22 protein-coding genes are annotated in these 25,821 nt (G+C 66.7%); 12 read left to right on the forward strand and 10 right to left on the reverse strand.

Annotated elements, in window-relative coordinates; genetic code table 11:
- Positions 1-35: 35 nt before the first annotated feature.
- The gene (locus tag AAFF19_RS13645; protein ID WP_246330981.1) at positions 36-1,076 is read right to left on the reverse strand and encodes a tripartite tricarboxylate transporter substrate binding protein; all 1,041 of its coding nucleotides are present in this window, start codon (positions 1,074-1,076) and stop codon (positions 36-38) included.
- Between the two features lie 72 nt (positions 1,077-1,148).
- Complete coding sequence (locus AAFF19_RS13650; RefSeq protein WP_008906907.1) at positions 1,149-1,625, reverse strand: DUF3237 domain-containing protein; 477 nt, start codon at positions 1,623-1,625, stop codon at positions 1,149-1,151.
- Positions 1,626-1,749: 124 nt separating this feature from the next.
- Between AAFF19_RS13650 and AAFF19_RS13655 the strand changes: the two genes are divergently transcribed.
- Positions 1,750-2,610: a LuxR family transcriptional regulator gene (locus AAFF19_RS13655; protein WP_246330983.1), complete on the forward strand. Its 861-nt coding sequence runs from the start codon at positions 1,750-1,752 to the stop codon at positions 2,608-2,610.
- Between the two features lie 35 nt (positions 2,611-2,645).
- Complete coding sequence (locus AAFF19_RS13660; protein ID WP_342720362.1) at positions 2,646-5,444, forward strand: DEAD/DEAH box helicase; 2,799 nt, start codon at positions 2,646-2,648, stop codon at positions 5,442-5,444.
- Positions 5,445-5,485: 41 nt separating this feature from the next.
- Here AAFF19_RS13660 and AAFF19_RS13665 read toward each other — a convergent pair whose 3' ends face one another.
- Positions 5,486-6,058, reverse strand: a complete 573-nt coding sequence (locus AAFF19_RS13665; protein ID WP_182120086.1) for a DUF3592 domain-containing protein — start codon at positions 6,056-6,058, stop codon at positions 5,486-5,488.
- 538 nt (positions 6,059-6,596) lie between these two features.
- Between AAFF19_RS13665 and ada the strand changes: the two genes are divergently transcribed.
- Genes ada through alkB form a run of 3 tightly spaced genes read left to right on the forward strand, consistent with a single transcriptional unit; the run spans position 6,597 to position 9,160 of the window.
- On the forward strand, positions 6,597-7,730 hold the full coding sequence (gene ada, locus AAFF19_RS13670) for a bifunctional DNA-binding transcriptional regulator/O6-methylguanine-DNA methyltransferase Ada (RefSeq protein ID WP_342721853.1): 1,134 nt from the start codon (positions 6,597-6,599) through the stop codon (positions 7,728-7,730).
- A complete protein-coding gene (locus AAFF19_RS13675; RefSeq protein ID WP_342720363.1) occupies positions 7,727-8,482 on the forward strand; it encodes a 2OG-Fe(II) oxygenase in 756 nt (251 codons plus the stop codon). Before ada ends, AAFF19_RS13675 begins: the two co-directional genes overlap by 4 nt.
- Positions 8,483-8,506: 24 nt before the next feature.
- Positions 8,507-9,160 (forward strand): DNA oxidative demethylase AlkB, encoded by a 654-nt coding sequence (alkB, locus tag AAFF19_RS13680; protein ID WP_342720364.1) that lies wholly within the window; start codon positions 8,507-8,509, stop codon positions 9,158-9,160.
- A gap of 12 nt (positions 9,161-9,172) precedes the next feature.
- Here alkB and AAFF19_RS13685 read toward each other — a convergent pair whose 3' ends face one another.
- Positions 9,173-10,993 (reverse strand): DUF3592 domain-containing protein, encoded by a 1,821-nt coding sequence (locus AAFF19_RS13685; protein ID WP_182120089.1) that lies wholly within the window; start codon positions 10,991-10,993, stop codon positions 9,173-9,175.
- A gap of 274 nt (positions 10,994-11,267) precedes the next feature.
- Here AAFF19_RS13685 and AAFF19_RS13690 point away from each other — a divergent pair, with 274 nt between their 5' ends.
- Positions 11,268-11,762, forward strand: coding sequence for an EVE domain-containing protein (locus tag AAFF19_RS13690; RefSeq protein WP_182120090.1), 495 nt, complete (start codon positions 11,268-11,270; stop codon positions 11,760-11,762).
- Between the two features lie 123 nt (positions 11,763-11,885).
- On the forward strand, positions 11,886-12,680 hold the full coding sequence (locus AAFF19_RS13695) for a hypothetical protein (protein WP_182120091.1): 795 nt from the start codon (positions 11,886-11,888) through the stop codon (positions 12,678-12,680).
- Positions 12,681-13,150: 470 nt separating this feature from the next.
- Here the strand turns inward: AAFF19_RS13695 and AAFF19_RS13700 are convergent, their stop codons facing one another.
- The gene (locus tag AAFF19_RS13700; protein ID WP_182120092.1) at positions 13,151-13,831 is read right to left on the reverse strand and encodes an FCD domain-containing protein; all 681 of its coding nucleotides are present in this window, start codon (positions 13,829-13,831) and stop codon (positions 13,151-13,153) included.
- A gap of 111 nt (positions 13,832-13,942) precedes the next feature.
- On the opposite strand from AAFF19_RS13700, the gene AAFF19_RS13705 reads away from it, so the two are divergent.
- The 5 genes from AAFF19_RS13705 (at position 13,943) to AAFF19_RS13725 (ending at position 19,243) form a co-directional block, all read left to right on the forward strand.
- Positions 13,943-14,857, forward strand: coding sequence for a fumarylacetoacetate hydrolase family protein (locus AAFF19_RS13705; RefSeq protein WP_342720365.1), 915 nt, complete (start codon positions 13,943-13,945; stop codon positions 14,855-14,857).
- Positions 14,854-15,885, forward strand: a complete 1,032-nt coding sequence (locus tag AAFF19_RS13710) for a TRAP transporter substrate-binding protein (RefSeq protein ID WP_342720366.1) — start codon at positions 14,854-14,856, stop codon at positions 15,883-15,885. Before AAFF19_RS13705 ends, AAFF19_RS13710 begins: the two co-directional genes overlap by 4 nt.
- Before the next feature lie 87 nt (positions 15,886-15,972).
- Complete coding sequence (locus tag AAFF19_RS13715; protein ID WP_342720367.1) at positions 15,973-17,403, forward strand: FAD-linked oxidase C-terminal domain-containing protein; 1,431 nt, start codon at positions 15,973-15,975, stop codon at positions 17,401-17,403.
- A gap of 53 nt (positions 17,404-17,456) precedes the next feature.
- Entirely contained in the window at positions 17,457-17,966 is a 510-nt protein-coding gene (locus AAFF19_RS13720) for a TRAP transporter small permease (protein ID WP_342720368.1), read from the forward strand.
- Positions 17,963-19,243, forward strand: coding sequence for a TRAP transporter large permease subunit (locus tag AAFF19_RS13725; RefSeq protein ID WP_342720369.1), 1,281 nt, complete (start codon positions 17,963-17,965; stop codon positions 19,241-19,243). Before AAFF19_RS13720 ends, AAFF19_RS13725 begins: the two co-directional genes overlap by 4 nt.
- Before the next feature lie 3 nt (positions 19,244-19,246).
- Here the strand turns inward: AAFF19_RS13725 and AAFF19_RS13730 are convergent, their stop codons facing one another.
- The 5 genes from AAFF19_RS13730 to lpdA form a co-directional block, all read right to left on the reverse strand.
- The gene (locus AAFF19_RS13730) at positions 19,247-20,224 is read right to left on the reverse strand and encodes a class I SAM-dependent methyltransferase (protein WP_342720370.1); all 978 of its coding nucleotides are present in this window, start codon (positions 20,222-20,224) and stop codon (positions 19,247-19,249) included.
- Between the two features lie 125 nt (positions 20,225-20,349).
- Positions 20,350-21,768: a GntP family permease gene (locus AAFF19_RS13735; RefSeq protein ID WP_182120129.1), complete on the reverse strand. Its 1,419-nt coding sequence runs from the start codon at positions 21,766-21,768 to the stop codon at positions 20,350-20,352.
- A gap of 227 nt (positions 21,769-21,995) precedes the next feature.
- Positions 21,996-23,417: an aspartate kinase gene (locus AAFF19_RS13740; protein WP_008906928.1), complete on the reverse strand. Its 1,422-nt coding sequence runs from the start codon at positions 23,415-23,417 to the stop codon at positions 21,996-21,998.
- Positions 23,418-23,684: 267 nt separating this feature from the next.
- Entirely contained in the window at positions 23,685-23,915 is a 231-nt protein-coding gene (locus tag AAFF19_RS13745; protein WP_342720371.1) for a DUF3079 domain-containing protein, read from the reverse strand.
- A gap of 45 nt (positions 23,916-23,960) precedes the next feature.
- A complete protein-coding gene (lpdA, locus tag AAFF19_RS13750) occupies positions 23,961-25,817 on the reverse strand; it encodes a dihydrolipoyl dehydrogenase (RefSeq protein WP_342720372.1) in 1,857 nt (618 codons plus the stop codon).
- Positions 25,818-25,821 lie beyond the last annotated feature (4 nt).

Consider the following 25,821-nt stretch of genomic DNA (forward strand, 5'->3'; position numbering starts at 1 on the left):
CACGCAGTGGCTGTGCGCCCACCGGGCGCGCAGGCTCAGTCAGCCTTGAAGCCTGTGGCCGCCACCGCCTTGCCCCACGTCACCGTGTCGGCCGCAATGGTGCGGGCAAATTCCTGCGGGCTGGTGCCCGTGACCCGAAAACCCGCCTCTTCCATCTTGGCCTTGCCCTCGGGTGACTGCACGGCCTTCACGATATCGGCATGCAGCCTGGCAACGATCTCGGGCGGTGTGCGGGCCGGTGCCACGATGCCGAACCACGACGAGAACTCCAGGTTGGCGTAGCCCTGCTCCTTGATGGTGGGCACATCGGGCAGCATGGGCGAACGGGTGGCTCCGGTGGTGCCCAGCGCGGCCAGCTTGCCGGCCTTGACCTGGGGTGCGCCCAGCCCTACGGTGGCAAACACGCCTTGCACATCGCCGCTGAAGAGGCCGCCCAGTGCGTCCGAGGTGTTCTTGTAGTGCACCGGCTCGGGCTTGAGCTTGACCGCATCGCCAAACATGAACGCGCCAAAGTGCCCGGGCGTCCCCGCGCCAAAGGTGGCCAGAAACAGGCCCTTTTGCTGCTGGGTCCACGTCACAAAATCTTTCACGTTGCGCGATGGCACTTTCTGCGGGTTGACCAGCAACACGAAGTCTGCCGTCACCACCTGGCTCACGGCCACGAAATCCTTGGCCGGGTCGTAGGGCAGCTTGTTGTAGCTGCTGGGCGCAATGCTGAGCTGCCCGGTTTCACCCAGCATCAGGGTGTAGCCATCTGGCGCAGCCCGGGCTGCCTCGCCAGCGGCAATCAGCCCGCCCGCGCCGGGCTTGTTGTCCACAATCACGCCCTGGTTGCCCCAGCCCTCCGAGAGCCTTTGCGCCAGCAGCCGCGCCACGATGTCCGGGCCCGTGCCCGCCGGAAACCCCACGATGATGCGCACGGGCTTGTTGGGGTAGTCCGTCGCCTGCGCGAGGGCGCCGGTGAAAGGCACGAGGCCCGCCACCACCACGGCCGCGGCGGCCGCCGCGCTGCGCAGGGCATGGCGGCGGGAGAACGGGCGGGGCAGGCTGCGGGTGGGCGTGGAAAAAGAGGTCATGACAGAGTCTCCAGGGTGTTGTTGTGTGCAGTCAGTGAACGAAGGGGAACAAACAAAATACGATGGACGCGGCTACATCAGCTCCCAGAACCGCATGACCACTGCGTCAGGAAAACGCGCCCCGGTTCCTGTGAACATGCGCTCGCTGATCCACCGCAGCGCGGGCGAAGCGGTCTCAAAGCGCGGGCTGCAGCGAAAGTAGATTTGCGCGGGGTCCACCTCTTCGCCGCGCAGAATCCGGGCCATGAGTTCGGGCGGGCCGGATCGCACCGCGCGGTTGTGTACGTAGACCAGGTCGCCAGCGTCCGTCTGCAGTGTGTAGCGGGCGTCCAGCTCGGCCAGGGTGCTGCTCACGATCAGCTGAAAATCCGCCCCACCCTGCAGCACCCTCGCCTGCCAGCCGTCGCCCACGGCCCGCCCGCCGGTGATGGGTATCAGCCGGCGCAAACCATGCACGGTGCTGCCGACTTCCTGCGGCGTGCCGACCTCCACGCGCAGATCGGCAAAAAATCGCAGACGGGGTTCCATCAAAGGCACGTTTTCGCTCATGGCTCCAGCTTTCGGGTGACAAGAAAGGTTCAGCGGGCTTAGCGTAAGTCCCGTGGCGCTTGACCCGTGTCATCCCTGAAGATGACAGCATGACAACGCCTGCCTGGCACCCCACCCACCACCCATGAGGCACTGGCTTCCAGCAAGTACAGCCGACAACCGCGTGGCGCCTGCACCCAACCTCACGGGCTCAGCGCTGGGCGCGATGGTGCACCGGCTCGGTGATGACGGGTTTGCCCGCAGCATGCTGCAAGAGCTGGCGCCCGTGCTGCCCGCCGCCTCGTGGTCGGTGTACCGCACGGGGCGCCAGTGCCGGCCCACGCTGTTCATGTCGGCCAGCCACGGCATTCCGGACACCACGCAGGACTGCTGGTGGGCGTATCTGTCGGGCCCCTACCGGACCGACCGTACCTGGGGTGAGGCGTCGGTCACCGCCCCCGGCACCCGGTTGTGCCATCTCACCGCCAGCGAAGTGGGTGGCGAACACCAGGCCCGCGTGTACGAAGCCCATGGCATGGCTGAGCGCGTGTCCATCGTCAAACATGAAGCTGACGGCTCGGTGTTCGCCGTCAACTTCTACCGCCACCAGCACCAAAAGCCCTTTCAGGACCGGGAGATCAGCGACTTCGAGGGCATGGCCCCGGTGCTGCTCGCGCTGACCCGCAAACACATTGCCCTGGCCCAGCGCCCCGGCGCGCTGACGCAAGGTGTTGAAATGACGGCTGCTTCGGCCCCGCCATCGCTGTCCCACAGCCTGCCCGCCCTGCGCGAACGCCTGCTGCGCGCCCACGCCGGGCTGACCGGGCGCGAGCTGGACGTGTGCGCCCGCCTGCTGCAAGGCATGACGCAAGAGGGCATCGCCTGCGACCTGGGCCTGAGCCTGCCCACCGTCAAAACCTACCGCAATCGCGCATTCAGCCGCCTGGGCATCCACTTTCGCAACGAGCTGTTTGCGCTGGCGCTGGGCACCCAACGCGGCGCTTAGCCCCCGCCAACCACGCATGGGCACAATGCCTGCCCATGCCCAGCCTGCCGCCGTCGCCCGCTCCACCCACGCCCCCCGCAGGCCGTGCCCATGTGGTCGCGCAATGGGCCCAGGCCCTGCGCAACCGGGCCAACAGCGCCGCCCTGCAAGCGCTGCCCCCGCTGACCGATGCCGAAGCCGCACAGGTGATGGCGCAATTGCGGGGCGAGGGAAGCCACCGAACTGCGTCAGCCCCACCCGATGGTGTTGCTAAGGGCCACTTCCGCCCGCGCATCACCCTCATGACCCTGGGCCGGGGCGACGGCCTGCTGGGCATGGCGCCCCAGGGCAAGCTGGGGCCGCGCGGCGACAGCGTGACGCTGGTGCAGATTGACTGGACCTACCGCACTGACGATGGCGCCCACTGGCAGACGCCTGCCCCCACGTCCATCCTCAACGCCCGCCCCGCCCCCGTGCAAGACCTGTTCGACACCGGCGGTCCGGTGGTGCGCATGCAGCGCAACCTGGGTGCCGAGGCCGACGCCATGGACCGCGTGTGGGACCTGGGACTGATCCCCGTGGACGCGAGCAAGCTGCAATGGCGCCACCGCGCCACAGCCGCCACGCTGGGCCCCGTGTGGACGCTGGCGCAGGAGGCCCACTTTGGCGACTTCTGGGCCGAACAGATCCCCCAACTGCGCGCCGAGGGCTGGAGCGTGGTGGTGCAGCCCGGCTTTGCACACGAAAGCGTGCCCGTGTTGCGCTGGAAGCTGCTGATCGCCCCCGACACCGGTGAGCTACTGGGCAAGGAAGTGGACGGCCCGCTGGCCCTGCGCGAACGCCCGGTGCAAAAGCTGCAACTGCCCGAGCGCGAAGGCGCCTGGCTGCTGAGCCTGGGCATAGAAATCGACGGCGAAACGCTGGACCTGGCCCCCATGCTGGCCGACCTGCTGCGGCGCGACGCCCGTTGGCTCAACGCCCGGCAGATGGCCGCCATTGACGACATCGACATGATTTCGCTGCGCGCACCGGGCGGCAAACGCATCGACGCGCCGGCCGGGCCGCTCAAGGCCATCGTGGGCGCGATGGTGGACCTGCTGACCGACCCCACACGCAACCAGCGCAAGGACGGCGACCCGCTGCACCTGGGCGCGTGGGAAGCGCGCCGCATCGAAGCCCTGCGTGCCGGCCTGGTGTTGGCCCACCGCGTGGGCACGGTCAATGGCTGGAACAACGACTGGCAGCTGCAGGGCGACGTGGGCCTGGCCCAGCTCGCCCAGCGCCTGCGCGCCATCGGCACCCCGCAGCCGGTGGCCGCGCCGCAGGGACTTCAGGTGCAACTGCGCCCCTATCAACTGGAGGGCCTGGCCTGGCTGCAGTACCTGCGCGCGCAGGGCCTGGGCGGCATATTGGCCGACGACATGGGGCTGGGCAAAACCGCACAGGCCCTGGCCCATGTGCTGGCCGAGAAAGAGGCAGGACGTCTCACCCGCCCCGCCCTCATCGTGCTGCCCACTTCGCTGCTCTTCAACTGGCATGCCGAGGCCGCCCGCATGGCCCCGGGTCTGCGCGTGCTGGCGCTGCACGGTGCGAGCCGTGGCCAGCGCTACCTGCAGATTGCCGACCACGACCTGGTGCTGACCACCTACCCGCTGCTCTGGCGCGATGTGGAGGCGCTGGCCGCACAGCCATTCCACCTGCTGATCCTGGACGAAGCGCAGATGGTGAAGAACGCGGGCAGCCGCAGCGCCCGCGCCCTGCGCAAGCTGCAGGCTCCACACCTGCTGTGCCTGACGGGCACGCCGCTGGAGAACCACCTGGGCGAGCTGTGGGCGCAGTTCGACTTCTTGATGCCCGGCTTTCTGGGCGATGTGCGCAGCTTCAACGCCCGCTGGCGCAAGCCCATCGAGGAGAACGGCGAAACCCTGCGCGCCCAGTTGCTGGCCCAGCGCGTGCGCCCTTTCATCCTGCGCCGCCGCAAGCAGGATGTAGCCACCGAGCTGCCGCCGCGCACCGAGGTCATCCAGCGCGTGCAGCTGCAGGGCAAACAACGCGAGCTGTACGAGGCCGTGCGCACCACAGCCGACAAACAGGTGCGCCGCGCGCTGGAGCGCCAGAGCTTTGATGGTGCGCAGATCACCATCCTCGATGCGCTACTGAAATTGCGCCAGGTCTGCTGCGACCCCAGGTTGGTGAAGGGCACCACGAAGACGGCGCACACCATGGAGCGCGCCAAGCTGGAGCTGCTGGCCGACATGCTGCCCGCCCTGGTCGACGAAGGCCGCCGCGTGCTGGTGTTCTCGCAGTTCACCGAAATGCTGGGCCTGGCGGCCGAGCTGCTCGACACCCTGGCCCTGCCCTACCTCACCCTCACCGGCCAGACGCCACCCCGCCAGCGCGGCGCGGTGGTGCGGCAGTTCCAGGCACAGGACGAGACCAGCGCCCCCATCCTGCTGGTGAGCCTCAAGGCCGGTGGCCTGGGCCTGAACCTCACCGCCGCCGACACCGTGATCCACCTCGACCCCTGGTGGAACCCCGCCGTCGAAGAGCAGGCCACCGCGCGCGCCCACCGCATCGGGCAGAACCAGCCCGTGTTTGTCTACAAGCTGGTGGTGGAAGGCAGCATCGAAGAACGCATGCTGGAGCTGCAAGCCCGCAAGGCCGCGCTGGCCCAGGGCGTGCTGGGCCACGACGCCGAGGGTGCGGTCAAATTCAGCGAGGCCGACCTGCACGCCCTGCTGGCGCCTTTGAGTGAACCCGCCAACAATCCGCTGGGCATACCCGGCGCAGACGCGCTGCGCTGGGGCGGCACGGGCAAGCGCCGGCCCAGGCCGCTGCAGCCGCCAGAAGTTTGAGTGTTTTTGGCCTCTAGCGCTTATCCAGAAAGCGCTAGATGCTATGAATTGTGTAGCAAACCATCTGCCCTGCGCCGCGTTTTTCTGCCCCGCCGCTCCTGCCGAATAGCGCCCACCACCATGACCAACCCCACCAGGCCTGCACCGGCGGTGAAGCAGGCGATCACCAGGTTCCAGACCAGCGGGCCGGCGCGCAGGCTGCGGTCCACCACGGACTCCGCGGGGTTCTGTGGATTGACCCACACCTGCACCGGCACGCCCCTGCGCTGTGCGTTGTGCAGCCGGTCCGCCAGCTCCTGGTGAAAGCTGCGAAAGCTGTCGCCCGAGCCATCCACGGCGGCGCGTGCGCCGGTGTGTTGCGTGCCTTGTGCCACGTAGCGATAGCGCACCACGGCCGCGTAATACATGCCGCCACGTGCCATGGCACCCTGGTGCAGCCGGGCAGACTCCACCTGCGCAGGCACCGGCTGCCAATGGCGCATGCGCGCCCAGTCGGCCACCGTGGGCACCACGCTGAAGGCGAGCAGGGCCAGGCCAGTGGCCAGCAGCACCACAGCCACCAGCCCAAGAAGCCACTGCCACAGGATGCCGGTGCCGACGGAGGCAGCGGCCAAACGCCCTGCCCCCTGCCGCCGCAGCCGCTTGCGTGCGCTGGCCTTGCCCATCAGCGCACAGCCGCCTGAACGGGTTCCAGCGCCAGAACGCCCGCGCGCAGGTCCGCGCCGGGTTGGGCCCGTGCCAATGGCAAAGGCTCGCAGGTCGCTGTGCAGCAAGGCATGGGTGCGATTTCCTCCCGAAAAAAAGTACTGTGGGTTCGCCCACCGGTCCATCCGCAGCGCTTGGGCGCACGAACAAGGCGGTAGAGGGGGTGCAGTCTAGAAGATCGCTTCGGGCCAGGGGGACGGCAAAGTGACTTCATCGAAGGAAGTTTGAGGTACTTTTCGGCTTCAACGCTTATCCATCAAGCGCCATAAGCCATCACATCGATAGCAATCACAAGCCTTTCTACGCCACTAACAGCCAGCGCACACTGGCGCAGAATTCGAAAGCAAGCTTCGGAGTGCACCACGCGGGCTGCCTGCCTAGAGTGGCAGGCATCGCAAACTCCCATTCCGAGCTGCCATGATGTTCACCGACCACCCTTGCGTCACCATGCCCCGCCATACCCCCAGCACGAAGGCCCAGCTTGCCGCCACCGCCACTCAGGCCGACCCGCGCTGGGCGGCAGTGGCGGCGCGCAGCGCGGCGGCGGACGGCAGCTTCTGGTATTCGGTGTTGACCACGGGCGTGTACTGCCGCCCCAGTTGTGCTGCGCGTGCACCCCGGCCGGAGAACGTGCGGTTTCATGACAGCTGCGCGGATGCAGAAGCCGCAGGCTTTCGCCCCTGCCAACGCTGCAAGCCCCGGCAGCCCACGGCGTTGTCGCACCACGCCGCGCTGGTCACCGAGGCCTGCCGCATCATCGAAGGCGCTGCCGCCGGTGAAGCGCCCACGCTGGATGCGTTGGCCGCCCAGATGGGCCTGAGCCCGTCGCACCTGCACCGCATCTTCAAGCAGTCCACGGGCCTCACGCCCAAGGCGTATGCCGCCGCCCAGCGTGCGCAGCGCCTGCGCAGTGCGCTCGACAACGCACACACGGCCTCGGTGACGGACGCGATCTACAGCGCGGGCTACCAGTCCAGCAGCCGCTTTTACGAACAGTCGGTCCAGGTCCTGGGCATGACGCCCAGCCACTACCGTGCAGGCGGTGCGGCGCAGGACATCCGCTTTGCCATCGGCCAGTGCTCGCTGGGTGCCATCTTGGTGGCGCAAAGCGACCGGGGCATCTGCGCCATCTTGCTGGGGGACGATGCCGACACCCTGGCGCGCGACCTGCAGGACCGGTTTGCGCACGCCCACCTGATCGGCGGGGATGCCGCGTTTGAAGCCCTGGTGGCGCAGGTGGTGGCGTTTGTCGAGGCCCCGGGCCTGGGGCTGAACCTGCCGCTGGACGTGCGCGGCACGGCGTTTCAGCAGCGCGTGTGGCAGGCCCTGCAGGCCATCCCCGCCGGGCAGACTGCAAGCTATGCCGAGGTGGCCCAGCGCATAGGCGCCCCCACCGCCGTGCGCGCCGTGGCGCAGGCCTGCGCGGCCAATGCGCTGGCGGTGGCCATACCCTGCCACCGGGTGGTGAAAAGTGATGGCGCGTTGTCGGGCTACCGGTGGGGCGTGGAACGCAAACGTGCGCTGCTGGCGCGTGAAGCCGCGCCAGAGCCCGCACAACCGCTGGCGGAGAAGGTGGCATGAACGCTGTCCCGCTGCCTCACCACCCCGATCCGCAGAACGACGACTGGGCGCAGCGTGCGGCCTCCATCGATTGGTACACAACCACCGAGGCCCTGCACCAGCAAGGCAATGCGGTACTGCCGCAACTGCTCAGTGCCCCCGAATGCGCCGCGCTGGCCCGCCTGTATGGCGACGCAAATGAAAACACCTTCCGCAGCCGCGTGGTGATGCAGCGCCACGGCTTTGGCCAGGGCGAATACCGGTACTTCAGCTACCCGCTGCCCGGTGTGGTGGCCGGGCTGCGCGAGGCGCTGTACCCGCACCTGGCGCCCATTGCCAACCAGTGGAACGCCGCCATGGGCCTAGCCGTGCGCTACCCCGCGCAGCATGCCGACTTCATCGCCCGCTGCCACGCCGCTGGCCAAGTGCGCCCCACCCCGCTGCTGCTGCAATACGGCGCTGGCGACTACAACTGCCTGCACCAGGACCTGTATGGCGAGCATGTGTTTCCGCTGCAGGTCGCGGTGCTGCTGTCAGAGCCCGGGCGCGACTTCACGGGCGGCGAACTCGTGTTGACCGAGCAGCGCCCGCGCATGCAGTCGCGGGCCGAGGTGGTGCCGCTTTTGCGCGGCGACGCCGTGGTGTTTGCCGTGCACCACCGCCCCGTGCAGGGCACGCGCGGGCCGTACCGGGTGCAGATGCGCCACGGGGTGAGCCGTTTGCGCAGCGGGCGGCGGCACACACTGGGCATCATTTTTCATGATGCTGAATGACTGCCCCCAGGGATTGACCGCGTGATGACCCCCAGCCTTTTCGACGACCCGCCCCAGCCTGCCCAGCCGCCCGAGGTGCTGGAGCCCAGCGCCATGGTGCTGCGCGGCTTTGCGCTGGAAAAGGCCGCAGACCTGCTGCAAGCGGTGCAGCAGATCACGGCCCAGGCGCCCTTCAGGCACCTCATCACCCCCGGCGGCCTGCGCATGTCGGTGGCGATGACCAACTGTGGAAAGCTGGGCTGGGTGAGCGACCGCAGCGGCTACCGCTACGACCCCATCGACCCCGACGGCGGCAAACCCTGGCCTGCGATGCCGCCGCTGTTCCGTCAGCTGGCGCTCGAAGCGGCTGCAACTGCCGGCTTCCCCGGCTTTGCGCCCGATGCCTGCCTCATCAACCGCTACGCGCCCGGCACGCGGCTGTCGCTGCACCAGGACAGGGACGAGGGCAACTACGCGCATCCCATCGTGTCGGTGTCACTGGGCATTCCGGCCGTGTTTCTGTGGGGCGGAGCCCAGCGGGCCGGCAACGCGCGGCGAATTGCGCTGATGCATGGCGACGTGGTGGTGTGGGGCGGCCCGGCGCGGCTGCGGTTTCATGGGGTGTTGCCGCTGCCGGAGGGCACGCACCCACTGACGGGCGCCCACCGCATCAACCTCACGTTTCGCAAGGCGGGCTGATCCGCACCCCGTTCACCGGGGATAGCCGGTGGCCTGGGCCACCCTGGCCAGCATCTGCTCTGCCACGGGGCGGCCGCGCAGGCTGTCGGCAATGGTCACGCTCTCGCCATTGCGCAGGCTCACCTGCACGCGGAAAAAGGTAGTGTGCTGGTGGCCGCTTTGCTGGGTGTAGCTTTCCTTGATGTGCAAGCGGGCAATGTCTTTTGCGGGCACGCGCTGCCAGGCCAGCATCAGGCCCAGCAGGCGGCGTTCGGTGCGCAGACCCTGCCGGTCCAACTGCACAGTCAGGCTGTTGCACAGCGCGTAAAAGCCCCACGCCAGCATGGCACCACCCACACCGCCAAACGCCACCGGAAACAACGCGGGTGCACCGCTGTATCCCGCCCACATCCCCATGCCAAAGAAAGCGCCGCCCATCACCAGCCACAGCAGGTTCTGCCGCCACAGGCGGCCATAGGGCTGGTACAGCCGCAAGCCGCCTTCCACCGGCTCGATATCGCTCACTGCGTCCAGCTCGGCATCGCGCCGGGCCTGCGCGTGCGGGTGCTTGGCGGCGTCGTGTGCGAGCCAGGTGGATTCGGTACCCGTGGCATACACGGGCACTTCAAACCGACGCGAGAACTTCAGCGCGGGATCGGTGCTTTCCAGCAGCACCGTCCAGTGGTGTTCGCTGTCGCCCGCGGGCTGCTCGGACTCGGGCAGGCCCTTGGGCACATTCAGCCGGAACGCGACGCGGCTGCCCGGACCCTGCGGCTGCACCTGCGCCGCGCCCTCGCCCTGCCACACCACCTGTTCGCGCGACTCGGTGCTGCGCTCGCTGCCTCCCGTGCGGGTCTGGTAGTGGTAGGCGCAGCGCAGCGTGACCGCAAAGCGCAACTCAGGCCGGTAAGGCACCGTGGGCAAATCCATCGTGGCGCCCACATGCCCGCCAATGGAGCCGGGGAAAGGGTCCATCACCAGGACCACCTCGCCATGGCGCCGCGCATCCAGCGTGGCGCGCACGGCCCACACCAGCAGGCCCAGTCCCACGGCCACCAGCAGGCCCAGAACCCCCAGCACCAGGAAGTTGTCGTTGCGCCACGCCCGGGGCATGGCCGACAGCGCGGCCGGGTACGCAATGGCGCCCCACACCACGGCAAAGCCCCACGCCACCCACACCTCCCAGCGCTTGCCAGAGCGTATGTGGTTGCCGGCCCAGGCCGGGTGGGCGAGCCACGGCGGGTTGCCCACGGTCTGCAGCCGCTGCGCCTTGCGTTCACCACTGCGCCGCAGGTGCAGCGCCCACACCAGCATGCCGAGGCCAAAGCCGCCAAATACCACCACAAAGATCATCCGAAAACCCAGCAAACCCAGGCGCAGACTGCGGTCGGCCACGGACTGCGCGGGCGCCGACGGGTTGAACCACACGGGTACCGGCACTGCGCTGTGCTGCGCAGCCACCAGGCGCCGCCCCAGGTCTTGCTGAAAGCTGCCCACGTTGTCTGCCGAGGTGTTGATGGCCGCTCGGTGGCCGTCGTAGGTCGTACCGCCCACCTGGTAGCGGTAGTGCACCGAAACGCTGTACGTGCTGGCCGACTTGCTCCCCCGGTGCGTGTTCAGCGAAGCCGACACCACGGTGGCAGAAACCGGCTCCCAGAACTGCAAGCGCGACCAGTCATACAGCGTGGGCAGCACGCCCAGCAGCAGCGTGCCAATGCCGACGGCCGTAAACGGCAGTGCGAACAGCATCAGGAACCAGGTGCCGCTTTTGTTGCCTGGGTTCTTGCCTTGGTTCTTGCCCGCAGATGCCTGCGGGGCCGCGCCGCCATTGCGCCGCCGTGCCGGGTTGGCCATTCACCCTCCCTCCCTGTGCGTGCCCCCATGCCGGGGGCTTTGTTCTTCCGGAAACCGGGCGGCGCTGATTCTGCGGCCTGCCGCCGCCGCAGGCCAGCGCGTTTTGCCACCGGGGTGCACCCTGCGGGCGAATTCACACGGAAATATGAATCAAAATAACCTCCGGCGCTTATCCATAAAGCGCGAGCAGCTATAAAAACAGAAGCGAACCCACCATGGCGTGCCCTGGCCTGCCGTGTATGCACACCACCACACCTTTGCCAAAATGGCGCGCATGACTGCCTCCTCCACGCCGCGCCCTGCGCACTACTGGCTCATGAAATCCGAGCCCGACGAGTGCTCCATTGACGACGCCCTGGCCGCCCCCGGCGCCACCGTGCCCTGGACGGGCGTGCGCAACTACCAGGCGCGCAACTTCATGCGCGATGCGATGCAGGTGGGCGACGGCGTGCTGTTCTACCACTCCAGCTGCCCCGAACCCGGCATTGCCGGCCTTGCGCGGGTGGCCAGCACCACCCGGCCCGATCCCACGCAGTTCGACCCCGCCTCGCCTTATTACGACCCCAAATCCCCGCCCGATGCACCCCGCTGGCTGTTGCTGGATGTGCAGGCTGTGCGCAAGACCCGGCTGATGCCCCTGGCCGAGCTGCGCGAGCGCCCGGAGCTGGCCGACATGCGCGTGCTGCAAAAAGGCAGCCGCCTTTCCATCACCCCGGTGGATGCCGCGCACTGGGATCGCATCGTGGCACTGCTGGACGGTGGCGGCTGACCGAGCGCCCCCTGCAGCTGCTGCACCTCTTGCGCACGCGGTGTGCGCCTACCGCCGGGCGCTCTGGCCGCACCTATGATGGCCCGCTGACCCCAACGCCCCGGCTGCACCGCCCTTTCTGCCATGCGCAATCTCTTTGACTTCAGCTCCTGGTCCGCCACGCTCTCCACGCTGTTCGGGCTGCTGCTCGCCACCCTGGTGATGGTGGGTATCCGGCTGGTGTTCATGCAGACCCTGCAGCGCCGGCGCGAGCGCGAGAACCGCCAGATCAACGAGCGCCTCAAGACGCTGATTGCGGCGTACAAAACGCTGGGCGGCTCGTTCACCGGGCAATTGCAGGTGAGCCCCACCCATCTGCGCGACCTGCACCGCCCGCCCGTGGGCATGTCACGTTCATCCCACACCGCCCCGGGCGCGGAGTCCGGAGACTCCGCCACGCTGGTGGACAGCAGCAGCAACAAGGACAACGACGACGCTCCCATTGACGCCCTGCTTTCCGGCAGCACCGAACGCCAGCGCCGCACCCGCGATGCCGTGGAGGCGGCCCTGTCCGACGTCATCCTGCTGGGCACCGAAGAACAGGTGCGGCTGGCCACGCAGGCCGCGCAGGACATGGTGGCCGGGCGCAGCGTGGAGGTGGCGCCACTGGTGGTCTCGCTGCGCCAGTTCATCCGTACCGCACTGGACCTGGAGCCCATCCCCTCCACCCTTGCCATCCCGCAGCAGGGCCCGTTGCGGCCCGGGGGTGCGGGCACGGCAGGCCGTCGCGCCAGCCCCGGCGACCGGAGCGCCGGTGCCGCCGGGGGACGCACAGGTGGAGGCGGCGGTGGTGCGGGCGGTGGCGGCATGGGCGCCATGGCCATGGGTGCGGGCGCGCACCGTGCCGTGGACGACCTCTCCGGCAGCGGCCCGGCCTGACCGCCCACGCTGTCGCTGCAAAAAATCTCAGGTGTTTTTGGCCGCCGGCGCTTTATGGGAAAGCGCAGCGCGCTATCAAATTCATATCACCATGGAGCCGTGCGACAGCTTGCATCGGCCGCACCATCGTTGCTCTATGTGCCGCTGTCCACCATGCGGCTGCGGCCCAGGTGCTTGGCGCTGTACAGGCGCCGGTCCACCTACTGCACAAACCGCACCGGGTCGTCGTGCGCACCCGGGATGATGGTGCCCACCCCCGAGGCCGCGCGCGGAATCTGCGCCTTGAAAACCGCCTTGCGGCACCGCTCTGCCAGGGGATCGCGCGGGTGGATTTCAGCATGGTGCGGTAGAGCGCGCCGTAGGAGTCTGGCGAAGTCATGGCAACGGCGGGGGTGAACGCGATGGGCGGAGCATAGCGCCGACCGCTGGATGTGCACCATGGGGCAGCCCCTGCAGCCGCCGCCTGCTGCTCACTGGGACTGAAGCAAGGGCGATCGCAGAATGATCTGGGCTGTGGCCAGCAGGTGCTGCTCCACGGCCTGAAAGGCTTTTTGCGGGTCGCGGGCGAGGGCCGCTTCCATGATCTGGCGGTGTTCATGGCGCACATCGCGCTGGTCGGTACTCAGCGGCACCGAGAGGCGGCGGTAACGCTCGCTCTGCTCGTACAGCATGTGGCGCATGCGCAGCAGCCACTGGTTGGGACATGCGCTGACCAGCGCTTCGTGGAACTCGCCATGGGCGTCGTTCCAGGGCTTGGTGGACCGTGCTTCGATGTCCGATGTCTGCGACTGCAGCCGCTCCATGCGGTGCGCTGCGGCCACGATCCGGGTTTCCCACTCCACATCGCCGTGCCGCATGGCCTGGCCCAGGCACAGGCATTCCATTTCGACCCGCGCGCGCGTGAGGTCCAGCAGCTCATCCTTGCTGACCGGGCTCACACGGTAGCCCCGCTGCGATTCCGCAATCACCATGCCCTGGGCGGCCAGGCGTGAGAGCGCCTCGCGCACTGCGCCCAGGCTCAGCTCAAACCGTTCTTCCAGCGCCTTGATGTTGAGCTTGGCTCCTGGAGGCAGCCGCCCGTCCAGTATTTCTGAGCGGATGAGCTCGCAGGCGGTTTCGGCCTGTGTGGGCTTGGTCAAGGTGGTCTGCATGGCGGACGGATTGTATGCGGGAATGTACCAACACGCGAATAATAGATTATTTGATTAAATATCTATCAGCGCGATTCAACACCCCCACACGCGCTCCCACCAGGAGAACAAATGAAGTTGGTTCGTTTTCAATCGCGCGGCGTCCCCGGCTGGGCCGTGCAGAGCCCCGCCACTGGCAAGTGGCATGGCGCCACGGAGGGCCAGCCCGGTTACCCCGGAGATGTGGACACCCTGATCCGGCGTGGCCGCACTGCACTCGATGCGGCTGCACTCGTCATGGCGCAGCACCCCGCTGTCGACATGGACACTGTGCAGTACCTGCCCCCCGTTGCGCACCCGCGCAAGATCATCTGCGTGGGGCTGAACTACCGTGACCACACGGCAGAAAGCGGATTTGTGCAACCGCCCTACCCCACGCTGTTCGCGCGCTTCAATTCCAGCGTGACGGCACACAACGCGCCGCTGCTGCACTCTGAGCTGTCAGACACGCTGGACTTCGAGGGCGAACTGGCCGTGGTGATCGGAACCGGCGGCTACCGCATCCAGCGCGCCGACGCGCTCTCGCACGTGCTGGGTTACTCGGTGTTCAACGACGGCAGCGTGCGCGAATACCAGTTCAAGACCCCGCAGTGGACCATGGGCAAGAACTTTGATGGCACCGGCGCCTTTGGCCCCTGCATGGTGACTGCCGACGAGCTGCCGCCCGGCGCCCGCGGCTTGCTGCTCGAAACACGCCTGAACGGCCAGACCGTGCAGTCCGCCAACACCAGCGACATGGTGTTCGACGTTGAATCCCTCATCGTCACCATCAGCGAGGCCATCACGCTCGAAGCCGGCGACCTGATCGTGGCGGGCACCCCCGCAGGCATCGGCCACGCCCGCGAGCCGCGCCTGTACATGAAACCTGGCGACATCTGCGAGGTGGAAATTGAACGCATCGGCCTGCTGCGCAACCGGGTGCAAAGCGCCGCCACAGTCCCCCAAACCCTGGCCCCCGCCCAACCCCTAGAGGAGACAACATCATGAAGATGAAGACCACGCGACTGCACCGCTTTCTTTGCGCCGCCGTACTGGGCGCAGCTGCCACGCTGGCAGCCACCACTGCCCACGCGCAGGACGTCAAGGCGCGCACTGCCCGCTTCGGCCATGGCCTGGCAGACGCCCACCCCGCGGGCCAGGCAGCCAAGCAATTCGCGGCCGACATGGAGCAGGCCACCGGCGGCAAGATGAAGATCGCCGTTATCGCCAACCAGGCCCTGGGCCCCGACCCGCAGATGCTGGGCGCACTGCAAGGCGGTGTACAGGAGTTCTATACCGGCAGCGCGTTGGCCTTGCTGGGCCAGGTCAAAGAGCTGGGGTTTCAGGACGTGCCCTTCCTGTTCAACACCGAGGCCGAGGCGCATGCGGTGTTTGACGGCCCTGTGGGGCAGTACCTCAACAACAAGCTCAACGGCGTGGGCATCCACGTGCTGGGCTGGTGGGAGAACGGGTTTCGCCACATCACAAACTCGCGCCGCCCGGTCAACAAGATCGACGACCTCAAGGGCCTGAAGCTGCGCACGCAGCCCAACCCGCTCACGCTGGATGCCTTCAAGGCCATTGGCGCCAACGCATCGCCCCTGCCGTGGTCCGAGCTGTTTGTGGCGCTGGAGACCAAGGCGTTTGACGGGCAGGAGAACCCGGTGGTGCTGATGTACACCCAGCGCTTTTATGAAGTGCAAAAGTACATGACGCTGTCGGGTCACGTGTATTCGCCGCTGATCTTTGCGGTGTCCAAAAAGTTCTGGGACAGCCTCACGCCCGATGAACAAAAGATGATGAACACCGCCGCCCGCAAGGCCACGGAGTTCCAGCGCAAGTCCACCGCTGCCGAGGCGGGCACCGCCCTGCAGGGCATGAAGGACAAGGGCGTGCAGGTCACCCAGTTCTCTGAAGCCGATCTGCAGGCCATCCGCGACCGCGTGCCCCCAGCGATTGCGCCCCACCTCGAAAAAATCGGGCCCGAGTTCATGACCCTGGTGCGCACCGAAATCGCCAAGGCCCGCGCCAGGTAGGTCAAAGGCGCGCTCTTCGCCAATGGCCCGCGCTCGGGGCGCCCTGATCCCGAGCGCGGTCTGCCTTTTCGACATTCAACGACTGCCATGAACGCCCGCCTGCCCCTGCCTTTGCCCCCCGCCCTTCTGGAATCGCTTGGCCAGCTGCTGGGCGAGCGCCTGTCCACCAGCGCGTCGGTGTGTGCACACCACGGGCGCGACGAGTCCATCTTTGCCGCCATGCCACCCGACGCCGTCGCCTACGCCCGCAGCACCGACGACGTGGTGGCCATCGTGCGGCTGTGCAAACAGCACCGCGTGCCGCTGGTGCCCTACGGGGCAGGCTCGTCACTCGAAGGCCACACCCTGGCCACCCAGGGCGGCCTCACGCTGAACCTGCAGCAGATGGACCAGGTCATTGCCATCCACGCCGACGACCAGTGCGCCACCGTGCAGCCAGGGGTCACCCGCAAGGCGCTCAATGCCGCGCTGCGCGACCAAGGGCTGTTCTTCCCCATCGACCCGGGGGCAGACGCCACCATTGGCGGCATGTGCGCCACCCGCGCCAGCGGCACCAACGCCGTGCGCTACGGCACCATGCGCGAAAACGTGCTGAATCTCACGGTGGTGACAGCCGATGGCGAAGTCATCACCACCGCACGCCGCGCCAAGAAGTCCGCCGCAGGCTACGACCTGACGCGGCTGTTCATCGGCTCCGAAGGCACGCTGGGCGTGATCGTGCAAGCCACCGTGCGCCTGTACCCGCTGCCCGAAAGCGTGATGGCGGCGGTGTGCGCGTTTCCAGACATCCATTCGGCCGTCGAGGTGGTGGCCCAGACCATTCAACTCGGCGTGCCCATTGCCCGTTGCGAGTTTGTAGATACCGTTGCCATCCGCGCACTCAACCTGTACAGCAAGACCGGGCTGCCAGAGCAACCCCACCTGTTTTTTGAATTCCACGGCAGTGAATCGGGCGTGCGCGAACAGGTGGCCGTGGTGCAGGCCCTGGCGCAGGACGGCGGTGGCGCGCAGTTCCAGTGGTCTGGCACGCCCGAAGAGCGCACGCGGCTCTGGGAGGCGCGCCACAACGTCTACTTTGCGGCGCTGCAGCTGCGCCCCGGGTGCCGCTCCGTCGTCACCGATGTGTGTGTGCCCATGTCCCGCCTGGCAGACTGCGTGACCGAGACCGCGCAGGACCTGGCGCAGTCGGGCATCCTCGCGCCCATGGTGGGGCATGTGGGCGACGGCAACTTTCATGTGCAGATGCTGGTGGACGCCAGCGTGCCTGCCGAGGTGGAAGGTGCCGAAGCGCTGAACGCGCGCCTGGTGCAGCGCGCCCTGGCCATGGACGGCACCTGCACCGGCGAACATGGTGTGGGCCTGCACAAGCAAGGCTTCCTGGTCGATGAACTGGGCCCGGCCACCGTGGCGGTGATGCGCCAGATCAAGCAGGCCATGGACCCCCACAACCTGCTGAACCCGGGCAAGATCTTCACGTTTGGCGGCCCCGCCAGCCAGCCCACGGCCGTTGGCCACTGATGAGCACTCAAAAGCAGTCATAAGCACCCATGAAGCACATGCCCCCATCTGGTTTGAAACGACTCTTCCACTGGTACTTCAAGGCGCTGGAGGTCATCCTCGTGCTGTGCCTGGGCGCGATGTGCGTCATGGTGTTTGGCAACGTGGTGCTGCGCCACGTGTTTGATTCGGGCATCAACATCTCTGAAGAGCTGTCGCGCTTCCTGTTCATCTGGCTCACCTTTCTGGGCGCCATCGTTGCCATGCGCGAGGGCGGGCACCTGGGCATGGACATGCTGGTGCACCGCCTGCGCGGCAAGGCCCTGTTTGCCGCCGTGCTGCTGGCCCAGTGCCTGGTGCTGGCCTGCTGCGCCGTATTTTTGTGGGGCATGCTGCGCCAGCATGCGCTGAACGTGGCCAACATCGGCCTCGTCACGGGCATATCGCTGGGGGTGGTGTATTCGGTGGCGTACCTGTGCGCTGCCTCCATCGGGGTGATGGCCGTGGTCAACATCGTGCGGCTGCTCGCGGGCCGCATCACGGCCGCTTCGCTGGTGTCATCACACGAAGAAAGCGCCGCATGATCGTCGCCATATTCGTGGTGTCGCTGCTGGCGGCCATGGCACTGGGCGTGCCGATTGCGTTTGCGCTGCTCACCTGCAGCATGGCCATGATGGCCTACATGGGCATCTTTGATGCGCAGATCATGGCGCAAAACCTGCTATCGGGCGCCGACAGCTTTCCGCTCATGGCCATCCCGTTTTTTGTGCTGGCGGGCGAGCTGATGAACGCAGGCGGCATCTCGCGGCGCATCGTCAACGTGGCGGGCGCCTGGGTGGGCCACTTCAAGGGCGGCCTGGGGTATGTCGCCATCTTTGCGTGCGTGATCATGGCGTCGCTGTCGGGCTCGGCCATTGCCGACACCGCCGCCGTGGCCGCCCTGCTGATCCCCATGATGCGCAAGGCTGGCTACAACATTCCGCGCGCGTCGGGCCTCATCGCGTCGGGCGGCATCATCGCGCCCATCATTCCGCCGTCCATCGGGTTTGTGATGCTGGGCGTGGTGGGCAACATCTCCATCACCAAGCTGTTCATGGCCGGCATCGTGCCCGGGCTGCTGATGGCGCTGGCCCTGGTTGCCACCTGGGCGTATCAGGCCAGGCGCGACCACATGCCCCGCGGCGACAAGACGCCCATGCGCGCGCGCCTGTCGGCCACGGTGGCGGGGTTTTGGGCGCTGATGCTGCCGCTGCTCATCGTGGGCGGGCTCAAGGCCGGGTACTTCACGCCCACCGAGGCAGCCGTGGTGGCCGTGTTCTACGCGCTGTTCATCGGGTTTGTGGTGTACCGCGAGCTGCGCGTGTCCATGCTGTACGGCCTGCTGCTGGCTGCGGCCAAAACGTCGGCGGTGGTCATGTTCCTCGTCGCCGCCGCGCAGGTATCGGCCTGGCTGATTGCCGCTGCCAATATCCCCATGGTGGTGGCCGACATGCTGCAGCCCCTGGCCAGCAACCCGGTGCTGCTGATGGCCGCCATCATGGTCATCGTGTTTGTGGTGGGCACCGCTCTGGACTTTGCGCCCACCATCCTCATCCTGGTGCCCGTGCTGATGCCCGTGGTGCGCATGGCGGGCATCGACCCGGTGTACTTTGGCGTGCTGTTCATCATGAACAACGCCATCGGCCTCATCACCCCGCCCGTGGGGACGGTGCTGAATGTGGTGTGCGGCGTGGCCAAAGAGCGGATGGAGCCGGTGATCCGCGCCGTGCTGCCCTACCTGGCGGCGCAGATGACGGTGCTGCTGCTGCTCATCCTGTTCCCGCAGCTCGTGCTGGCGCCGCTGGCTTTCTTTACCCGCTGATCTTCATCCGATGAGTACCGCGGGCTCGTCCAGCAAAGGCGCGCGGTACACCAGCACCTTCAGTGCCCGCTCTTCGTCCACATCGGCAAACACCGCCGGGTTGGCCACGCGCTCTACAAACTGCAGCTCCGGCGCCAGTTCGCGCATCTGGTCCTGCAAAAACGCCAGGCCCAGCTCGGGCGCGTTCAGGCACAGCAGTGCATGGCCACCGGGGGCCAGCAGGTCGGGCAGGCGGCGCATCAGGCGGGCGTAGTCCTTGGTGGCTACAAAGCTGCCCTTCTGGTAGCTGGGCGGGTCGACGATGACCAGGCCATAGGGGCCGCTGCGGTTGATCTTGCCCCAGCTGCTGAAGATGTCGTGCGGCAAGAAGGTGGCGCCCGCGGTGATGCCGTTGAGCTGGTGGTTTTGCTGCCCCACGCCGATGGCGCCGTGGCTCATGTCCACGTTGACCACCTGCCGGGCCCCCGCCTGCAGCGCCACCACCGAAAACGCGCAGGTGTAGGCAAACAGGTTGAGCACTTTGAGGCCGTAGCGATCACCACGGCGTGCCTCTGCAAAATCCCGCACCCAGCGGCGCCCCTCGGCCATGTCCAGAAACAGGCCGTGGTTCTGGCCGCGCAGCACATGCACGCGGTAGCGCGCACCCGCCTCGGTGACCACGTGCGGGTCGGGCACGGCGCCGGCCATCAGGCGCGTTTCGCTGCGGCCCTCGATGCGCAATGCTTCGCCGCGGTGCTGGAACACCCAGTTCAGCGGCTCGCCCGCCGGAGCAATCTGCGCCCATCGCGCCTCCAGCGCGGCGCCGATGGTGGCCAGTTGCTCGTCGGTGGCCGGGGCAAAGCTGGTGACGACGAAGACGGGCGGGTAGGTATCCAGCACCCACTGTTCATCGCCCGGGTGTTTACCACCCCGGCCGTGAAAGATTCGCGTGGCATCGGTGGGCAGGGGCATGCTGGCAATGGTGTCGAGCAGGGTTTGCATCGATTTGATTTTTTAGTGTTTTTGGCCTCTAGCGCTTATCCATAAAGCGCGAGCAGCTATCAAAATTGAAGTAACGCACGGCACCCGTGCCGTGCACCCGGGCGCTGCCAGCGGGCAGGCTGCCGTCAAAAGCTCCCGAACACCGTGCCCAGTGTGATGACCAGCACCAGGGCGGGCAGCGGGAACAGGATGGTCACGGCGGCAATGTCGGCATACGACTGGCGGTGGTTGAGCTTGCAGATGGCCAGCAGGGTGATGATGGCGCCGCAATGCGGCAGCGTGTCCATGCCGCCAGCGGCCATCACCGCCACGCGGTGCAGCAGCTCGGGGCTGATGGACGCAGCCTCGGCCATGCGCAGGTAGTCTTCGCCCAGCGTCTGCAGCGCAATGCTCAGTCCGCCAGAGGACGAGCCGGTGATGCCGGCTAGCACGTTCATGGCAATGGCCTCCGAAACCAGCGGGTTGTCCGACACACGCAGCACCGCGTCGCGGATCAGCGCAAAACCCGCCAACGAGGCAATCACCGCGCCATAACCCACCTCGGATGCCGTGTTGAACAGCGGCAGCATGAAGCCGAACACGCCCTGGTTGATGGTGTGCTTGAGGTCGTGCCAGTGGCCCAGACGCGTCAGTACCAGCGTGGTGCAGGCCACCACCAGCGCAATCAGCAGGGCCCACAGGCCGGTCAGTCGGGCCGGGTCGAGCGATGGGAAGCGCTCGGCCATGAACGCCAGGTCGAGCGCCGGGAACACCAGGTAGGTGAACAGCGCGTTGACGCCCACCACCAGCACCAGCGGGAGAAATGCGAGTGGTAACGGCACCTCGGCATGGCGCGCGGCCTCGGCGGCGGCCTGGGCTGGCGTGAGCGCCGCGCCCGTGGCGCCTTCGTCTTCTTCGTGCTGGCCGTAGCCTTCACCGCGCGCACGCGCTGCCGCTGCGCGGTGCAGCAGCCAGGTCAGGCCGCCGCCAAGCATGATGGCGGCCGCCAGCACGCCCAGGCCGGGCGCAGCAAAGCCGTTGGTGCCGAAATACGGGATCGGAATGGCGTTTTGAATGGCAGGCGAGCCCGGCAGCGCCGTCATGGTGAAGGTAAAGGCGCCCAGCGCGATGGTGGCGGGCACCAGCCGCTTGGGGATGTTGGCCGCCTCGAACAGGTTGCGCGCAATGGGGTAGATGGCAAACGCCACCACAAACAGCGACACCCCGCCATAGGTCAGCAGCGCGCAGGCCAGCACTACCGTGAGGATGGCACGCCGCTCGCCCAGTGTGCGCACGATCCAGCGGGCCAGCGTGCTCGCCGCGCCCGAATCGGCCATCAGCCGCCCGAACAGCGCCCCCAGCAAAAACAGCGGCAGATACTGCAGCACATAGCCGCCCAGCGCGCTCATGAAAGTGTCGGTGTACAGCGGCAGCAGCCAGCGCCCGTCGCCGGACATCAGCACCGCCAGGGCCCCCATCAGCGGCGCAAGGAGCAGCACCGTGACGCCGCGGTAGGCGAAGAACATCAGAAGGGCCAGAGAGACGACCACAGCGAGGATGCTCAGCATGCTGCGCCTTCCCTACAAACTGCGGCCTGCCGCTGATTCATGCACGCTGGTGGTTTCAAAACGTCAACCTTTCAACAGTTCCGTCCCGAAGTCTGAGCGCGAACTCGCAACCACGGGAAGTAAAAAATGCATGCCCCACCTGTGGGAACCACGCAAGAAAAAGCCCGCACAGGGCGGGCTTGAGAGAAGGCCTCACACCTGCAAAGCGGCCGCCATCCCGGGCATTACACCTTCGGAACCGGCGCGACCGAGTTCACGCACAGCGCCATGTTCAGCGCCTTGACGGCGGTCTTGTAGTCCTCACGTTCGATCACGAACTGCATGTTCACCTGACGCAGCGTTTGCGACACGCAGTTCACGTTGACCTGGGCATCGGCCAGCGCTTGCGCCGCCTTGGCCAGCACGCCAGGGATGCTGATGTTGGATCCGATGGCGCACACGATGGCGCTGGGCTTGATCGTGACCACCTGGTAGGCCTCCTCCAGCTCGGCCACCAGGGCCTGCGTGGCCTGGTTGTCCCACACCAGATGGGCGATGGAGTTGGCGTTGGTGGCCTTGAGGATGTAGCTCACGCCGTGGCGGCAGAACACCTCCATGAGGCCCGCATCGAAGCCCACGGTGCCCACCATGCTCGGGTCGTGGATTTCGATCAGCGTGACCTTGTCGGTTCCGGTGACGATCTCCACACGCGCGCGCTCGCCCACAAAGTCCTTGGTGATCAGCGTGCCGGGGTGGTCGGGCTCGAACGTGTTCTTCAGGCGGATCGGAATGCCCGCCAGCTCCATCGGCTTGGCGGCCTTGGGGTGGATGGCTTCCATGCCCACGTCGGCCAGCTGGTCGGCCACGTCGTAGTTGGTGGCTCCCACCACGATGGCGTTTTCCAGGCCCACCAGGTTGGGGTCGGCAGAAGACAGGTGGAATTCCTTGTGGATCACGGCCTCGGCGGGGCGCACCTCGACGGCGATCTTGCTGAAGGTGACTTCGGAATAACCGCGGTCAAACTCGCGCATGATGCCTTCGGTGCCCTTGGTGTAGCCGGTGGCCACCACCACCTTGTCGGCCAGGTCCAGGCCCTTGAAGCTCTGCGCAATGCGCTCGTCAATGGTCCAGGCCTCGTTGTCATCAAACCCGGCCAGGTCCATCAGCACGGCGTTCACACCATTGGCCTTGAGGATTTCAACCGAGTTGAACGCGCTGTGCGATTCGCCGATCGAGGCCAGCACCTCGCGCGCCGCCAGCAGCACATCTTTGCGGCTCAGGTAGCCGCTGGCCAGCACATGTTGCATGGCGCCCAGGTACTCACGCGCCTGGCCAATGCGGTGGTCGATGAAGGCATCGGCCACGGAAAGCGGCAGGCCCAGGTCGGCGTAACCGGCGTTGATCTTTTTCAGGCTGGTGGCCAGCTGGTTCAGCGCATCCTGGTAACCCTTGCTCTCGGCAAACAAGGCATAGATGCCGCGCTCACCCGTCTTCTTGTGCTCCAGCAACTGGTTCGTCACGCCCGAGTACGCCGACACCACGTAGATGCGGCCATTGATGCGCTGGGGGTCGTGCAGCACGATATGGCGCAGCACATCGCCAAAGGCGGTCATGGAAGTGCCGCCGATTTTCTCGACCGAGATCTTGGAGTTTTGAACGTCTTGCATGGACAGGCTCAAGAGAGCAAACAAATGGGATTTGCGGGGGCGAAATTGCTGCCACAGTTTGCGCAGCAGCCAACCCGGTATTTTCCATCACTTTTGTGTGGGCTCCCTGACCGGGCCTGAAGGCTCCAGTGCGGCGTGCACGAGCTTGACGGGGATCGCATGCAGTGCCGATCCCAACCGTTGAGCAGACGTGGCAATTTCAAAAAACCTTCAGTCTTCCGGCACCGAAGGTTCCGCACGCTCGACGTGCACCCAGCGCATACCTGGTCAGCCCCGTGGTCTGGCGCCGTCTGCGCTCCCAGGCATTGGCGATTTGGCCTGCGTCTCAGCATCCAGCCCCCACTGGTCCCAATCCTCGCCAAACAGCTCCGCGGGATGCTGGGTGCGGTCGGAGCCATTGCCACAGCGCATGTCTTTGGCGGGGCAGTAGAGGTTGCAACCCCAGCACACCCGCTCGGGGTGGGCGGGTGTTTTGGGAAACTTCTTGACGGCTGCCATGGCGCTTCTCCAGACGGTGCGGCCGGGCTCCGGTCGATGGGCGCGTTATTTGCGCTGCGGCGGCACGTCGGTGCAACTGCCGTGCGCAATCTCCGCCGCCATGCCGATGCTTTCGCCCAGCGTGGGGTGCGGGTGGATGGTCTTGCCGATGTCCACCGCGTCGGCGCCCATTTCGATCGCCAGGGCGATCTCGCCGATCATGTCGCCGGCGTGGGTGCCCACGATGCCGCCGCCCAGGATCTTGCCGTGGCCATGGGCCTCGGGCGAATCGTCGAACAGCAGCTTGGTGTAGCCCTCGTCGCGGCCGTTGGCGATGGCGCGGCCGGAGGCCGTCCAGGGGAACAGGCCCTTCTTGACCTTGACGCCCTGGGCCTTGGCCTGGTCTTCGGTCAGGCCCACCCAGGCCACTTCGGGGTCGGTGTAGGCCACGCTTGGGATCACACGGGCGTTGAACGCGGCGGCTGCCAGCTCCTTGTTGCCTTGCAGTTCGCCAGCGATGACTTCGGCCGCCACGTGTGCCTCATGCACCGCCTTGTGCGCCAGCATGGGCTGGCCGACGATGTCGCCGATGGCGAAGATGTGCGGCACGTTGGTGCGCATCTGGATGTCGACGTTGATGAAGCCACGGTCGGTGACGGCCACGCCTGCATTTTCAGCGGTGATCTTCTTGCCATTGGGGGTGCGGCCGACGGCCTGCAGCACCAGGTCGTACACCTGCGGCTCGGGGGCGGTACCGCCCTCTTCCGCTGGCGCAAACGTAACCTTGATGCCTTCGGGCGTAGCCTCGGCGCCCACGGTTTTCGTCTTCAACATGATGTTGTCGAAGCGCTTGGCGTTCATCTTTTGCCAGATCTTGACGAGGTCTCGGTCAGCGCCCTGCATCAGGCCGTCCATCATCTCGACCACATCGAGGCGGGCGCCCAGCGTGCTATACACCGTGCCCATTTCCAGGCCGATGATGCCGCCGCCCAAAATCAGCATGCGCTTGGGGACTTCCTTGAGCGCCAGGGCGCCGGTGGAGTCGACCACGCGCGGGTCGTCGGGCATGAAGGGAAGGCGCACGGCCTGGCTGCCGGCGGCGATGATGGCTTTCTTGAAGGCCACCACCTTCTTGGTGCCCGTCTTCTCCTGGCCGGTGCCGGTGGTTTCTTCCACTTCGAGGTGGTTGGGGCCGACAAAGGCGCCGTAGCCGCGCACGGTGGTCACCTTGCGCATCTTGGCCATGGCGGCGAGACCACCAGTGAGCTTGCCGATGACTTTCTCTTTGTGGCCGCGCAGCTTGTCGATGTTCAGCACGGGCGCACCAAAGTCCACGCCCAGGTCGGCCATGTGGCTGACCTCGTCCATCACGGCCGCCACGTGCAGCAGGGCCTTGGACGGGATGCAGCCCACGTTCAGGCACACGCCGCCCAATTGGGCATAACGCTCGACCAGCACCACCTTCAGGCCCAGGTCGGCCGCGCGGAAGGCGGCACTGTAGCCGCCAGGGCCGCCGCCGAGCACGAGCACGTCGCAGTCCATATCGGCAGTGCCGGCAAAGCTGGATGCTACTGAATTGATAGCTGTTCGCGCTTGTACAGCGGGCGCCAGAGCCTGTTTTTGTTCAGAAACTGCGGGCGCTGGGGTGGCGGCAGGTGCTGGAGCGGCTGCGGCTGCGGCTGCGCCCTGCACCTCCAGGGTCAGCACCACCGAGCCTTCAGCGATCTTGTCGCCCAGCTTGACCTTGAGCTCCTTGACCACACCAGCGTGGCTGGACGGGATCTCCATGGAGGCCTTGTCGGACTCCACGGTAATCAGGCTTTGCTCGGCCTTGATGGTGTCGCCGGGTTGGACCAGCACTTCGATGATGGCCACTTCGGCGAAGTCGCCGATGTCGGGCACCTTGATGTCGATGATTGCCATGGTG

The organism is Acidovorax sp. FHTAMBA, assembly GCF_038958875.1.
In the GTDB taxonomy this organism is placed as follows: Bacteria; Pseudomonadota; Gammaproteobacteria; order Burkholderiales; family Burkholderiaceae_C; genus Acidovorax.